We start from the raw sequence: 14,717 nt of genomic DNA on the forward strand, positions 1-14,717 counted from the left end.
AAGGCATGACGACGCCTGCGGAACGCTACGCTGCCTTCCGTCAGAGCCAGGCCGAAAGCGGCCCGGCGCTGACCTCGTTCCGGGCTCTGTACGACTTCGGGCTGGACGAGTTCCAGCTCGACGCCTGCCGGGCACTGGAGGCGGGCGACGGGGTCCTGGTGGCGGCCCCCACCGGGTCGGGGAAGACCGTCGTGGGAGAGTTCGCGGTCCACCTGGCGCTGGAGCAGGGCCGCAAGTGCTTCTACACCACCCCGATCAAGGCGCTGTCCAACCAGAAGTACAACGACCTCGTCAAGCGGTACGGCGCCGCCAAGGTCGGCCTGCTCACCGGCGACAACAGCGTCAACGGCGAGGCCCCGGTCGTCGTCATGACGACCGAGGTGCTGCGCAACATGCTCTACGCCGGGTCCAACACCCTGGCCGGGCTCGGGTTCGTGGTCATGGACGAGGTGCACTACCTGGCCGACCGGTTCCGCGGCGCGGTCTGGGAAGAGGTGATCATCCACCTGCCCGAGTCGGTGCGCCTGGTGGCCCTGTCGGCCACGGTCAGCAACGCCGAGGAGTTCGGCGAGTGGCTCGGCACGGTCCGCGGCGACACCTCGGTCGTCGTCGACGAGCACCGTCCCGTCCCGCTCTGGCAGCACATGCTCGTCGGCCACCGCCTCTACGACCTGTTCGTCACCGACGAGGACGGCCAGCGGCCGCTGGTCAACCCGAACCTGATGCGGCTGGCGCGCGACGAGGAGCGCCAGGCCTACGGCAGGGGCCGGCGCGGCTACTCCCGGCCGCGCAGGCCCGGCCCGCCCAACCGGGCCGAGGCCATCGAGCGGCTCGACGCCGACGGCCTGCTGCCCGCGATCACCTTCATCTTCTCCCGGGCCGGTTGCGACGCCGCCGTGCTGCAGTGCCTGTACGCCGGCATCCGCCTCACCACCGACGCCGAGCGCCACGAGATCCGGCAGATCGTGGACGAGCGCACCGCGCACCTGCCCGACGAGGACCTGGCCGTGCTCGGCTACCTGGAGTGGCGCGACTGCCTGGAGCGGGGCCTGGCCGCCCACCACGCGGGCATGCTGCCCACCTTCAAGGAGGTCGTCGAGGAGCTGTTCACCCGCGGCCTGGTCAAGGCGGTCTTCGCCACCGAGACCCTCGCGCTGGGCATCAACATGCCCGCCCGCTCCGTGGTGATCGAGAAGCTCGACAAGTGGAACGGCGAGACCCACGCCGACCTCACCCCGGGGGAGTACACCCAGCTCACCGGCCGGGCCGGACGGCGCGGCATCGACGTCGAGGGCCACGCGGTGGTGGTCTGGCAGCCGGGCATGGACCCGCTGCACGTCGCCGGTCTGGCCAGCACCCGCACCTACCCGCTGCGCTCCAGCTTCCGCCCCTCCTACAACATGGCCGTCAACCTCGTCGGCCAGGTCGGCCGCGAGCGGGCCAGGTCGCTGCTGGAGTCCTCCTTCGCGCAGTTCCAGGCCGACCGGGCCGTGGTCGGCATCGCCAAGCAGCTGCGCCGCCACGAGGAGGCGCTGGAGGGCTACCGCGAGGCGATGACCTGCCACCTGGGCGACTTCCCGGAGTACGCCGCGCTGCGCAGGGCGCTGTCGGACCGCGAGGCCGAGCTGTCGCGCCAGCGCGGCGCGGCGCGCAGGACCCAGGCGCTGCGCTCGCTGGAGGCGCTGCGGCCGGGCGACATCATCCGCGTGCCCGGCGGGCGCCGCGCCGGGCTGGCCATCGTGCTGGACCCGGGCCTGAACTCCCGCGGCGAGGGCCCCTCCCCGCTGGTGCTCACCATCGGCAAGCAGGTCAAGAAGCTGTCGGCGGCCGACTTCCCGGTCCCGGTGGAGCCGGTCGAGCGCCTGCGCATCCCGAAGAACTTCAACTCCCGCTCCCCGAAGGAACGGGCCAACCTCGTCTCCTCCATGCACGCCAAGATCGGCGACCGCGACTTCGGCAAGCCCGTGCGCGCCCGCGACCACGCCGTCGAGGACGAGGAGATCCTGCGCCTGCGCAGGGACATCCGCCAGCACCCCTGCCACGGCTGCGACGAGCGGGAGGACCACGCCCGCTGGGCCGAGCGCTACTACAAGCTGCTGCGCGAGACCGAGGGCCTGCGCCGCAGGGTCGCCGGCCGCTCGCACGTCATCGCCCGCACCTTCGACAAGGTCTGCGGGGTGCTCGACCAGCTGGGCTACCTCGAGGGCGAGACCGTCACCGCCGAGGGCCGCCGCCTGGCCCAGCTCTACACCGAGCTGGACCTGCTCACCGCCGAGTGCCTGCGCGCCGGGCTCTGGGACGGTCTCGACCCGGCCGAACTGGCCGCGTGCGTCTCGGCGCTGGTCTTCGAGTCCCGTCAGGCCGACGAGGCCCGCCAGCCGCGCATCCCGGCGGGCGCCGCGCAGCAGGCGCTGGCGGCCATGGTCCGCCTGTGGGGCGAGCTGGAGGCGATCGAGAGCGACCACGGCCTGTCGTTCATCCGGGAGCCCGACTTCGGCTTCGCCTGGGCCGCCTTCCGCTGGGCCAAGGGCCACAGCCTGGACGCCGTGCTCGGTGACGGGATCAACGGCTCGGAGCTGGCGGCGGGCGACTTCGTGCGCTGGATCAAGCAGCTGCTCGACCTGCTCGGCCAGATCTCCGACGCGGCCCCCCGCGACAGCGCGATCAGGCGCAACGCGGGCAAGGCGATGGACGCGCTGCGGCGCGGCGTGGTGGCCTACTCCTCCGTCGGCTGACCGGTCGGCCCGCCGCAGGTGACCGGCCGGTCACGGATGTGTGACCGAGAGTGTGCGTAACGTAACCGTGAGGTCTGTTTCCCGGCGGGCCCGGCTGGAAATGCCATGTCACGACTGTTGACCGGTTACCAGCAAGACCCGTCCCACGGGACGGCCCCCGCGGGGCCCCACCCCTATCCTCCCCGCGAGGTCACCCCGCCGGATACGTCCGTGAAAGGAGCGCACTCGTCGACAAGCCCGACTCCCGCAAGACGGGGCCGCTCCGGAGGCGTCCGGTCGCGGCCCCGCTCGCGTGAGGGCCCCGACGGCTCCTTCACGAGACCGCGGCCGCCCGCTCCTCGGACCAGGCTGATCAGGCCAGGCTGAAGCGCACCTCCCGGGTGGCGGGGTCGGCGCGCGTCAGCCGTACCCGCACCGTGGCGCCCAGGGGGAGGTCCTCGCCGTCGCAGCGGGCCACCACCGGCGGGTCGGTGATCTGCACCTGGCCACCCGGGCGGTCCTCGTCCACGTCGATCACCACCGCCTCGAACGTCTGGCCCACCCGCTCGCGCAGCACCGACGCCTCGATCAGGTCCACGCACGCCCGCTCGGCCGCGGCCGAGCGCCGTCCGGTCGCCGCCATGACGCCCGGCAGCTCGCCCATGATCCGCTGGATCTCGTCGGGGACCGGCTCGCCCGCCGCGATCGCCAGGCAGATCTCGGTGGCGTAGCGGTCGATCAGGCGGCGCAGCGGGGCGGTCACGTGCGCGTACGGCGCCGCCACCGCGGCGTGGAAGGCGCCGGGCGGCGGCGCGCCGTTGAACGCCACGTACTCGGCCCCCCGCAGCAGCACCGTCGACTCCTGCAGGAACGCGGCCTGCTCGGGGATCTTCGGGTCGAGGTCGTGCACGACGTCGCCGTAGGAGGCCTCCTCGGCCCACGGGACCCCCAGGGCCGAGGCGATCCGGCGGACCCGGGCCACCTCCCCGGCCGGGGCGGGCGGCAGCACCCGCAGCAGGCCGATCTCGGCGTCCAGCATCATCGAGGCGGCGGCCATGCCGGTCAGCAGCGAGATCTGCGCGTTCCACGCCTCGGCCTCCAGCGGCACGCGCACCACCACCTGGTAGCCGTCGCCGTCGGGCACCACCTCCCGCTCGGGGGTGGGCAGCGTGACGCCGTCCCTCTCCCGCTCCAGCGCCAGGCGCAGCCTGCCGATCTCCGACAGCAGCCGCAGCGTGCCGTCGGCGGTGCCGGTGTCCACCGCCGCCTGCACGTAGTCGTAGTCGAGCCGCTCGCGGCTGCGCACCAGCGCCCGCGTCACGTCGGCGCCCACCATCCGGCCCTCGGCGTCCAGGTCGACGCACCACAGCGCGGCCGGCCGCACGGCGCCCGGCAGCAGGCTGGCCGCGCCCTCCGACAGGACCGGCGGGTGCAGCGGGATCCGCCCGTCGGGCAGGTAGACGGTCTCGCCCCGGGTGCGGGCCTCGCGGTCGATCGCGCTGTCGGGCCTGACGAACGCCCCGACGTCGGCGATGGCGTACCAGACGCGGTAGCCGCCGGGGCGCTCCTCCAGGTGCAGCGCCTGGTCGAGATCCATGGAACCGGGCGGGTCGACGGTGACGAGGGGCAGGTCGGTCCGGTCGGTCTCGGGCAGCCTGGGCACCTCGGCGACCCACTCGGCCTCGTCGACGACGGCGCGTGGGAACTCCGCGGGCAGCTTCAGCTCCCGGCGGATCCGCTCCAGGCCCTCGTCGAGTCGCGGACGTGACTCCCCGGTCACCCTGATGCTCTCGTACGGCACGGCGCTCAACCTACCCGTCCTCGGCATGTCGGTCTCATCGGACACTCCGGGCGTCCGCCGGCCAGCAGGCGGACGCCCGGACCACCACGTCTTCCCCGGCACGGCGCGGTGAATCGCCGCGGGCCCCCGCCGGCCGCGGCGGCTACGCCAGCCGGAGACCCAGCTGCATCCGCGAGCTGATGCCGAGCTTGGCGTAGATGTGCCCCAGGTGGTACTCGACGGTCTTGACGCTCAGGACCAGCTCACGCGCCACCTGGCGGTTGGTGAGGCCCCCGGCGGCCAGGCGGGCGACCGCGTACTCCTGCGGGGTGAGCCCCAGCGGCTCGGCCGGCGGCTCGCCCGGGACGCTCGCGCCGCAGGCGGCCAGCTCCTGCCGGCACCGGGCCAGGTACGGCGCGGCCCGCAGGTGCTCCAGGAGGCCGCGCGCCGTCTGCAGGTGCTCGGCCGCCTGCCTGCGGGCGCCGCCGCGCCGGAGGAACGCTCCATACTGCAGGTGCAGCAGGGCCTCCTCCAGCGGCTGGTCGATCCGCTTGATCCGGATCACGCCCAGCTCGAAGGCGGCCTCGGCCTCCTCCCGCCTGCCCTCCTCGGCCGCCAGCAGCCCGCGCAGCCGGGCGGCCGAGGCCAGGGCGGAGGCGCGGTCCCGCCGTTCGGCCAGCTCCTCGTGCTCGTCCAGTACGGCGCGCGCCCCCGCGAGATCGCCGGTCCTGACGAGCCCCTCCACCAGGAGCTCGCGCCACCCCATCACCCCGGGCTCGTCCACGCCGTCGCGCCGCTCCGCCCCCCGCAGCGGCGCCAGGGCCCGCACCACTCCGGCGCAGTCCCCGCGCGCGTGCCGCACCACCGCCCGGGCCAGCGCCGCGTACGCCGTGTTGCTCGCGTCGCACAGGTAGCGCGACCACGTCGCGGACGCCTCGGCGTGGGCCTCGGCCTCCTCCCATTCGCCCCGCCCGGCCAGCGGGAAGACGGCCAGCGCGTGGGACAGGCAGCGCATCCACCGCTGACCGGAGTCGGTCGCCAGCGAGACCGCCTGCTCCGAGTGGGCGATGGCGTCGTCCCAGCGCCCGCCGCGGTACTCGGCCTCGGCCAGGTAGGCGGTGGCCATCGGCCCCAGGTGCAGCAGGCCCGAACGGGCCGAGGCGGCGCGGGCGAGATCGTGCCGCGCCCCGTCCAGATCGTCGGTCCACAGGCGCAGGACCCCCCGGGCGACCAGGCCGTCCAGCAGCTCGGGACGGGTGTGGGAGGTCTCCTCCCCCACCGCCGCCACCAGGGCCAGACCCTCCTCGAAGCGGCCGCAGATCCCGTGGGCCAGGGCCAGCGCGTCGCGCAGCCCCGCCGGGTCGCCGCGCGGGCTCAGCGCGATGGACCGCCGCGCCCAGCCGGCCGCCTCGGCGCCCCTGGCCCGCACCAGGCACGACCACGCCAACTGCTCGGCGGCCCGGCGCGCCAGCCGGCGGTCGCCCTCCCGCCAGACCTGCGTGAGCAGCCGGTCGGCCCGCTCGCGCCGGCCGGAGGCCAGGGCGATCCGGCCGAGGACGTACTGCCGCTGCGGGGTCGCCGTCATCGTCTCCAGCGTCTCGGTCATGCCCTCCGCCTGCGCGATGTCGCCGCCCAGCAACTGGTACTCCGCCGCCCGCAGGACGCGCCGCTCGCAGGCCGGTCCGGCGGGCGTCAGCCGCCCCGCCTGGATGAGGTGGTCGGCCGCGGTGTTCCAGCGCCCGGCCCCGGCCTCGTCGGCGGCCAGCAGGGCCAGCTGCCTGGCCACCCGCTCGTCGGGCCCCACCGCCGCCGCGGCCCGGTGCCGCAGCGCCTGGACGCGGTCGGCCTCGATGGCGGCGGCGCCGGCGTGCAGCCGGGAGCGCCGCGCGGCGCCCAGGCGCTGGTACACCGCGGCGCGCACCAGCGGGTGGCTGAACACGACCGTGTGCGCCGAGCCGTTGCCGTGCTCCTGGAGCAGGCCCATGCTGACGGCCTGCTCCAGCGCCGCCAGCGGCGAGCCGATCCCGGCCAGCGCCGCCGCGGTCGTCAGGGAGCCGGACACGCCCAGCACGCTGGCGGCCCGGACGAGGTCGCGGGTCGCCTCCGCGCACCGGTCCAGCGTCTCCTCGACGAGCAGGGCGTAGGAACGCGGCGCGGGAAGCGGACGGTGCACGTCCTGCAGGTCCCGCGCGGCGACCTGCTCCAGCAGCGCGAGGATGTGCAGCGGGTTGCCCTGGGCGTGGGCGCGCAGCCGCTCGGCGGCGGCCGCGGTGAGCGACAGCCCGCCGTGCCGGTCGGCCAGGTCCCGCACCTCGGCCGTGGCCAGCCCCCGCAGCCGCAGGCGCAGCGTCGTCTCGTCGCACAGCAGCCTGCGCAGCCCCTCCGGCAGCCGCAGGTCCCCGGGGTCCTGGACGACGACCACGGCAAGTACGCGGTCGGCGCGCAGGCGGCGCAGGGCGAAGGTGAGCGCGGCCAGGGACGTGACGTCGGCCCAGTGGGCGTCGTCGACGACGATGACCACGGGCGGCCCGTCCTGCAGCAGGCCGATCCGGTCGAGCAGGGCCGAGCCGGCGACCAGCGGCCCCGCGGCGCCGTACGGCTCGCCCGGAGCCTGTGTCATGAGCTGGTCGAGCACCCCGTACTCCAGGGGGACCTCCGCCGCCTCGCCGCTCGCGCGCAGCAGGCATGTCTCCCCGGCCCCCGCAAGGAAGTGCCGGACGAACGAGGTCTTACCAATCCCGGCGGGCCCGTCCACCAGGACGATCCGGGGACGGCCCTCGCGGGCGTGGTCGAGTGCGGAACGAAGCTGAACGAGTTCCTGCCGGCGACCGACGAATGATGACATGGAACCTCTCCTCCCGATCCCCTGTCATTTAGGAGCGGGAAGAGGGGATCCTGATACACACCGGGTTCAGATGGTGATCCACTCGGTGGCGACCACGAGAGAGGGCAGCCGGCAGCGCAGGCTGAAGGCCCCGGTGGGCAGGTGCTCACCGCTGAAGCGGCCCAGCGGGTCGGCGGTGAGGACCATCGGCCGGCGCCCGTGGATCTCGATGCGCGCCGGCTGGGGCGGAAGCAGCCGCCCGATGATGTGGCCGGTCCCGCCGGAGACGGAGATCTCCAGCTCGATGGTGACCGGGGGGCTGCGGAAGGTCAGCAGCCGCGGCCGGCCCGGCCCGCGCACCCCGGCCGCCCGTTCCAGCGAGTCGAAGGCCAGCTCCGCCAGCTCGGCCTCCAGGGTGTGCAGCGCGTAGGCGTCGATCGCCGACTGCAGCGCCCCCGAGGGGAGCGGGTCGAAGATCTCCGCGGCCCGCCGCAGCTGGTTCTCCAGCTCCTGGTTCTCCCACTCCTCGTCCTTCACCGCACACCCCTTTCGGCCAGCAGGGTGCGCAGCTGCCGCAGGCAGCGCTGCCGGATGGGACCGATGCTCCCCACCGCCAGGCCGAGCGCCGCCGCCACCTCCAGGTAGCTGGGCGGCGGCGAGGCCATCAGCAGGCGCAGCAGGCGCTGGCACCGCTCCCCGAGCTCGTGGAAGGCCTGCCAGAGCCGGTGCAGGCGCTCCCGGTCCAGGGCCGCCTCCTCCGACTCGATCACCGCCTCCTCGGGGGTCGGTTCGTCGCTGAGCCGGTCGAACACCTGGGGGTTGTCGCTCAGCGGGAGCGGGCGGGCCGCCTTGAGCACCTTGAGGCACTCGTGCCGGGTGGTGCTGGCCAGCCACGCGGCGACCCTGTCCGGCTCACGGATGCGCCGCAGGTGCTGCGCCAGCCGGAACCAGGCCGTCTGGTACACCTCGAGCCCGTCGGCCTCGTTCAGCCGGTGCGCCCGCACCACCGACCAGACCAGCGGGCTGAGCCCCTCCACCAGCGCCTTCCACGCCGCGGCGTCCCCCTCCACCGCGGCCCGGAAGAGAGCACCTGCCGTCGCATGATCCACAGTTGATCCCCTTCACGCTCGGGAGCGGACTCCCACTTCCGTCACACGCCGTCAGGGTGAGGGGGTCTGCACCGGCGAACCCACCCAGCCCGGGGGCAGCAGCACCGGGACGGAACGGCCCCTGACCGAGGTCCGCCGACTCTCGGGAAGGCTCTCCATGTCCGTCCTGGCCTTCTCGAGAAGCGCCTTGGCCGCCTCGCGCGGCGGCAGGGCGTCGTTCTCTCTCATCCGGTTGGCGATCATGGCCGCCACCAGCGGGGTGGCGAACGAGGTGCCGCTCCACTCCGCCAGGCCCTCGGTGAACTCCACCCGGTTCGGGTTCCCGGAGGAGAAAGTCGTCTTCTCCGTCAGTTCGCCGACGTGCTTGGGGTACTGGCAGGTGCACAGGTAGGTCGAGTGGTAGCGGCAGCGGGGATAGGTGGAGTGCTGGTAGTCGTAGATCTCGGGCGGCGCCCCCGGCGCGCTGAAGGTGCTGACCAGGCGCTCGCCGGGCGCGTAGACCTTCACCCACGGCCCGTGGTTGGTGAAGCAGGCCCCCTGCCTGCCGTCGGTCCGCAGCGCCCCGACCGACACCACGGCGTCGCGGTACTCCTGCTGTGAGGCGTGGGCCGCGGGCCAGAACAGCTCCTCGCTGCCGTTGTTGCCCGCCGCGGCCACCAGCAGCGTCTCCTGCGTCCTCAGCTGGTTCATGAAGCGTTCGAGCCCGAGGAGGGTCTCGGTGAACGAGGCCGGTGTCCCGGCGGACAGGCTGATGATGTGGGGCCACTCCTGCGCCACCGCCGCGACGAGCCTGTCGCCGAGTTCCTCCTCCGGGATGCTGCCCGCGTCGGACAGGGAGTTGAGCACCTTCACCCGGGCGTGCGGCGCCACGGCGGCGATCAGCCCGGCGATGAAGGTCCCGTGCCCGACGTACTCCCTGAGGATCTTCGTCTTCCCGTCCAGATCGAACTCGGGATCGTTCTGCTCTCCATCGACGTTCTGCAGCTGCGGATAGTTCCGGAAGCCGTCGACCAGCCCGGTGTCGATCACCAGGATCCTGACGGGATCCGCCACCTGTTGCGCCTGCGCGACCGGTCGCGGATTGAGCGGTCCGAGCGAGGGGACGGGCTCGTCACCGGGGCAGCAGTTCACCGTGATGGTGACCAGGTGATTGCGGGTGGCCATCTGCCGGCGCCGCTCGCGCTCCATCGGGCGCACCGCGCTCAGGGCGTCCGTCACGTTGGGATCGCTCCACAGGTCGCCGCTCTCCGGATCTCCGACCTGGATCCGGCTCACACCGCTCCGCTCGCCCGTCGAGGCCCTCCTGACCCCCTCCCCCCTGGTCGGACCGAAAGCCTCCCGGACCACCTGCATGACGTCCTCGGCGTCCTCGTTCCGGGTCAGGATGTGGCCCTTCTCGTAGAGATACTGCGGGGCGCCGCCGGGCCCGGCGGCGACGGGGAAGCCCGCCGCCCGCCGGATCACCTCGAACTGTTCCTCGAACCTGTCCGGTACGGCGGGTCCGTTCGGTTCCAGCGGCCTGTTCGGCTCCATGTCACACGACCCTCGGTGGGGGATTGTTGTCACCTAACACGAGCCGGTCGGAGGCCGGCTGATACACCCTCGTTCTCCTCCGCCCACCCGCACGGCACGGCGTGGACGCCCCGTCCTTCCACGTCTAACATCGATCCGTGGCGACGGGAAGGTCACCGAACCCGCGCTCTTCAGGCGACTCCCTCGACCTGCTCCCGCTGCTGTTCGCCAGCCCGAAGCGGGCGCTGGAGCGCGCGCGGGACCTGCTGTCGGCGGGTCCGTCCGCCCACGACGCCTCCGTGGCCCACCAGGTGATCGGTCTGTGGCACCGCGACTTCGGCGACATGGCGGTCGCGATCGGGCACCTGCGGCGCGCCCGCGCCCTGGCCGCCCGCGCCGGGTCACCCGACCGGGAGGCGGACGTGCTCGGGGCCCTGGGCGTGGCCCTCCTCCACGCGGGCCGCACCCGGCAGGGGCTGGGCGCCCTGGAGCGGGCCGTCGCGCTGGGCGAGGGCCTGACCGGCGCCCGGACCCTGTTCCGCCGCGCCTACGCCCGATGGGTCCTGGGAGACCACCACGAGGTGCTCGCCGACCTGCGCCGGGCCCTTCCCGTCCTGCGCCGCGAGGGCGACACGATCTGGACGGCCCGCGCGCTCACCCTGCGCGGGACCGTCCACCTGGCGGTGGGGGCGGTGGAGCGGGCCGAGACCGACCTGCTGGCCGCCGAGCTGTTGTGGTCGGGCACCGGCCAGGAGCACGACAAGGCCGACGCCGTGGAGAACCGCGGGCTGGCGGCCTTCCGCTCGGGCGACCTGCCCGCCGCGCTGCGCCACTTCGACGAGGCCGCCCGGCGCTACGAGCTGCTGGGCACCCCCATGATCATGCTGACCATCCGGCGGTGCGCGGTCCTGCTGGCGGCCGGTCTGGCGGGGGAGGCGCTGGAGGAGGCCGACGCCGCCGCGGAGTCGCTGCGCCGCAGGGGCGGGCACGCCACCCGGCGCGCCGAGCTCCTGCTGGTCGCCGCGTCGGCGGCCGTCGCGGCGGGCGACCCCGAGGCGGCGATCGTCCGGGCCACCGCCGCCGCCCGCCAGTTCTCCCGTCAGCGCCGCGGTTGGTGGCACGCCCACGCCCGGCTGACGCTCCTGCACGCCCGCCTGGCCACCGGCAGGGTCCACGGGCGCTCGGTGCGCGACGCCGCCGAGGTCGCGGCCCGGCTGGCGGAGCTGCGCTCACCGGACGCGGTGCGGGCGGCCCTGCTCGCGGGCCGTACGGCGCTGGCCCTCGGGCGGCGCCGCGAGGCCGAACGCCACCTCGCCGCAGCCGCGCGGGGCCGGAGCCGCGGTCCCGCGCTCGCCCGCGTGGACGGGTGGGTGGCCCAGGCGCTGCGGGCCGCGGCCGCGGGCCGTACCGGAGCCGTGCTGGAGGCCTGCCGGCGCGGGCTGGACCTGCTGGACGAGCACCGGATGACGCTGGGCGCCTCGGAGCTGCGCACCCGGGCGACCGCGCAGGGGGCCGAGCTGGCGCTGCTGGCCCAGCGGGTCGTGCTCGGCCGCGGTGACTCCCGGCGGCTGCTGGTGTGGAGCGAGCGCTGGCGGGCCACCGCGCTGGCCGTCCCGCCCGCGCGCCCGCCGGAGGACCCCCTGCTGCTGCGGGACGTGACGGCCTTCCGCGCGGTCAGCGACCGGGTGGAGGAGGCCCGGGCGCAGGGGACGCCCATCCCGTCGCTGGAGCGCGAGCAGCTCCGGCTGGAGCGGGAGATCCGCGCGCGCACCCTGCGGATGCGCGGCGAGGCGGGCGCGGGTCCGGGCTTGGGCGCGGGTTCGGGCCTCGGTGCGGGCGAGTGGCCCTTCCGGGTGCCGGAGCTGCTGGAACGGCTCGGCGAGACCCTGCTGGCCGAGATCGTCGCCATCGACGGCGAGGTGCACGTGCTGCTGTGCGGGCGCGGACGGGTGCGCAGGTTCCGGGCCGGGTCGCTGGCCGAGGCCGCCGTCGAGGCGGCCCACGCGCGGGCCGGTCTGCGCCGCCTGGCCTACCGCGAGCCCGGGGACCGGCTGGCCCTGCTGGAGGCCGGCGGGCGACGCCTGGAGGAGCTCCTGCTCGGCCCCGCCGTACGCCACCTGGACGGCGAGCGGGTCGTCGTCGTCCCGCCGGGGCGGCTGCACGGCGTGCCGTGGGCGCTGCTGCCGTCCCTGCGCGACCGCGTGCTCAGCGTCTCACCGTCGGCGAACGCCTGGCTCCGCGCGTGCCGGATCGAGCCGCCGCCCGAGGGCGTGGTGCTGGTCCGCGGTCCCGGGCTGATGACCGGGGGAGCCGAGGTGCCGGGCCTGGCCGCCCTGTACGGGTCGGCGCGGGTGCTGGAGAACGGGGAGGCGGCGGTGCCGAAGGTCCTGGCGGCCATGGACGGCAGCCGGCTGGCCCACGTCGCCGCGCACGGCACCTTCCGCGCCGACAGCCCGATGTTCTCCTCCCTGCGCATGGACGACGGCCCGCTCACCGTGCACGACTTCGAGCGCCTGCGCCGCGCGCCGTACCGGATGGTCCTGTCCAGCTGCGACTCCGGCCGCCTGGAGCCCGTCGGGGCCGAGGAACTGCTCGGCCTGGCCGCGGCCCTGCTCCCGCTCGGTACGGCGGGCATCGTGGCGGGCATCGTCCCAGTCGACGACGAGGCCGTCGTGCCGCTGATGCTCGGCCTGCACCGGCGGCTGCGCGAGGGCGGCGACCTGGCCGAGGCGTTGCGCGACGCCCGCCGCGCGCTTCCCGGCGACCCGCTCCACCAGGCGACGGGCTGGTCCTTCTCCGCGATCGGCGCGGTCTGAGCGGACCGCGCCGATCGGTCCCGGCGGTCAGTCCTTCCAGGACAGCGCCTGGGCCAGGCGCTTGAGCGGCCCGTCCAGGCCGTACTGCTTGCCCAGGGCCCGCAGGGTCAGCGGATCGCGCGGCTCGGCGGGGAGGGTGAGATCGATCCGGGGGAGCGGCACGTCGCAGACCACCCGGACCACGGCGGGGGCGACGGCCAGATAGTCGGCGGCGGCGGTGATCTTGGAGCGCTGGCCCGCGGTCAGGCCGCCGCCGGTCTCCGCCGCCTCCAGCAGCGCCTCCAGCGAGCCGAACCGGCTGATCAGCGTCGCGGCGGTCTTCTCGCCGACCCCCGGGACGCCGGGGAGGCCGTCGCTGGGGTCACCGCGCAGGACGGCGAAGTCGGCGTAGGAACGGCCGGGGATGCCGTACTTCTCGGCGATGGCGGCCTCGTCGACGGGCTGGATGTTCTTGATTCCCCTTACTGTGTAAAGGACCCGGACCGGTCGCGCGTCATCCACCAGCTGGAACAGGTCGCGGTCACCGGTGACGATGTCCACCCTTCCGGGCGAACCCGCGGTGAGGGTGCCGATGACGTCGTCGGCCTCGTAGCCGGCGGCCTCGACGCGGACGATGCCCGCCGCGTCGAGGACCTGCTCGATGACCGGCACCTGGGGGGCCAGGGTGTCGGGGGTCTCCTCCCCGCCGCCGGCCGCGACCCGGTGGGCCTTGTAGGACGGGATGGCCTCGACCCGGAAGGCGGGCCGCCAGTCGGCGTCCATGCAGGCGGCCAGCCGGTCGGGGGAGTGCTCCCTGACCAGCGTGGCGATCATGTCGACCAGGCCGCGGACCGCGTTGACCGGCATCCCGTCGGGAGCGGTCACCGACTCCGGCACTCCGTAGAAGGCGCGGTAGTAAAGCGAGGGCGTGTCGAGAATCATCAGTCCGGACATGGCCCTCATTGAACCAACCCGGACCGACATCCGCCGCCCGGCCGGAGCCGACCGGCTCCGGGGGGATCAGCCGAGCACGTCGACGGCGAGCAGGCAGGTGTCGTCCTCCGGGGCGCGCCCGCCGGCCGCCTCCACCAGGCGGTCCAGCCCGCCCTCAAGGTCGTCGCGGCGGATCCGGGCCGCCGCCTCCACGGCCAGCGCGAGACCCTCGTCGATGTCGCGGGCGCGCCGCTCGACCAGGCCGTCGGTGAACAGCAGCAGCAGGTCGCCCGTGCGCAGGCGCACACTGGTCCGTTCGTAGGCCAGGCCGGAGGCGGCGCCGAGCAGCACCCCGGCGGGCGGGTCGAGCTGGACGGCGGCCCCGTCGCGGACCAGGATCGGCGCGGGATGCCCGGCCTGACCCCAGGTGAACGTCCGGGTGGCCGGGTCGAGATGGCCGACGACCGCGGTCGCCGTCGCCTCGGCCATGCGGTGCAGGACCAGCTCGTTGAGCCACGTCAGGAGTTGGTCCGGCGGGCGGCCGGTGACGGCCAGGCCGACCAGGGCGTGGCGGAGCTGGGCCATCCTGGCGATCGCGGGCAGGCCGTGCCCGGAGACGTCGCCGACCGCCAGGACCGTCCGGCCGTCGGGCAGGGAACTGGCGTCGTACCAGTCGCCGCCGAGGCTGGCCAGCGTCCCGGCCGGCACGTAGCGCACCGTGACACGGGCGTGCGGCAGGTCGACGGCGGTGCCGGGGCCGGGGAGGATCGCGTCGCGCAGGGCGGCGTTGACGTGCCGCTGACCGGCCGCCTGGTCGATGATGTCCTGCAACCACCGGGAGGAGCCCGGCGGGGGGTGCTCGGCGCGTGTCTGCAACGCGGTGAGCTGGATGTTCTCGACGACCACGCGGCCGTCCGGTTCGTCACGCGGCCGCCGCAGGGTCCGGGCGGCGGCCGGTGAGGCCGGATCGGTCACGAGGTCGTTTCGTGGGTGGAGGGGTGGCTGTGAGCCGCCCACTACGCCGACCATGGAGCTCGCTCTCAGGATTCG

The 14,717-nt window shown here is 74.6% G+C and carries 9 protein-coding genes; 2 read left to right on the forward strand and 7 right to left on the reverse strand.

Features of this window, described 5'->3' with window-relative positions:
* Positions 1 to 5: 5 nt before the first annotated feature.
* The gene (locus tag Psi01_RS19045) at positions 6 to 2,735 is read left to right on the forward strand and encodes a DEAD/DEAH box helicase (protein ID WP_204065386.1); all 2,730 of its coding nucleotides are present in this window, start codon (positions 6 to 8) and stop codon (positions 2,733 to 2,735) included.
* 352 nt (positions 2,736 to 3,087) lie between these two features.
* Here the strand turns inward: Psi01_RS19045 and Psi01_RS19050 are convergent, their stop codons facing one another.
* From Psi01_RS19050 to Psi01_RS19070, 5 genes are all read right to left on the reverse strand, one after another.
* On the reverse strand, positions 3,088 to 4,542 hold the full coding sequence (locus Psi01_RS19050) for an RNB domain-containing ribonuclease (protein ID WP_204065387.1): 1,455 nt from the start codon (positions 4,540 to 4,542) through the stop codon (positions 3,088 to 3,090).
* A 115-nt stretch (positions 4,543 to 4,657) separates the two neighbouring features.
* On the reverse strand, positions 4,658 to 7,339 hold the full coding sequence (locus Psi01_RS19055; protein ID WP_204065388.1) for a helix-turn-helix transcriptional regulator: 2,682 nt from the start codon (positions 7,337 to 7,339) through the stop codon (positions 4,658 to 4,660).
* 66 nt (positions 7,340 to 7,405) lie between these two features.
* Positions 7,406 to 7,855, reverse strand: coding sequence for a hypothetical protein (locus Psi01_RS19060; protein WP_204065389.1), 450 nt, complete (start codon positions 7,853 to 7,855; stop codon positions 7,406 to 7,408).
* Positions 7,852 to 8,427: an RNA polymerase sigma factor gene (locus Psi01_RS19065; protein ID WP_204065390.1), complete on the reverse strand. Its 576-nt coding sequence runs from the start codon at positions 8,425 to 8,427 to the stop codon at positions 7,852 to 7,854. Before Psi01_RS19065 ends, Psi01_RS19060 begins: the two co-directional genes overlap by 4 nt.
* Before the next feature lie 51 nt (positions 8,428 to 8,478).
* Positions 8,479 to 9,960, reverse strand: coding sequence for a S8/S53 family peptidase (locus tag Psi01_RS19070; RefSeq protein WP_204065391.1), 1,482 nt, complete (start codon positions 9,958 to 9,960; stop codon positions 8,479 to 8,481).
* A gap of 137 nt (positions 9,961 to 10,097) precedes the next feature.
* Here Psi01_RS19070 and Psi01_RS19075 point away from each other — a divergent pair, with 137 nt between their 5' ends.
* Entirely contained in the window at positions 10,098 to 12,755 is a 2,658-nt protein-coding gene (locus Psi01_RS19075) for a CHAT domain-containing protein (RefSeq protein ID WP_204065392.1), read from the forward strand.
* Between the two features lie 27 nt (positions 12,756 to 12,782).
* Here the strand turns inward: Psi01_RS19075 and Psi01_RS19080 are convergent, their stop codons facing one another.
* Both Psi01_RS19080 and Psi01_RS19085 read right to left on the reverse strand, forming a co-directional pair.
* Positions 12,783 to 13,688 carry a 5'-3' exonuclease gene (locus Psi01_RS19080; protein WP_204065393.1) on the reverse strand — a complete coding sequence of 302 codons (906 nt, stop codon included), beginning with the start codon at positions 13,686 to 13,688 and terminating at the stop codon, positions 12,783 to 12,785.
* Positions 13,689 to 13,754: 66 nt separating this feature from the next.
* On the reverse strand, positions 13,755 to 14,642 hold the full coding sequence (locus tag Psi01_RS19085) for a PP2C family protein-serine/threonine phosphatase (RefSeq protein WP_239127835.1): 888 nt from the start codon (positions 14,640 to 14,642) through the stop codon (positions 13,755 to 13,757).
* Positions 14,643 to 14,717: the final 75 nt, after the last annotated feature.

The sequence above is a fragment of the Paraplanobispora siamensis genome (genome assembly GCF_016863175.1).
GTDB lineage: Bacteria > Actinomycetota > Actinomycetes > Streptosporangiales > Streptosporangiaceae > Planobispora > Planobispora siamensis.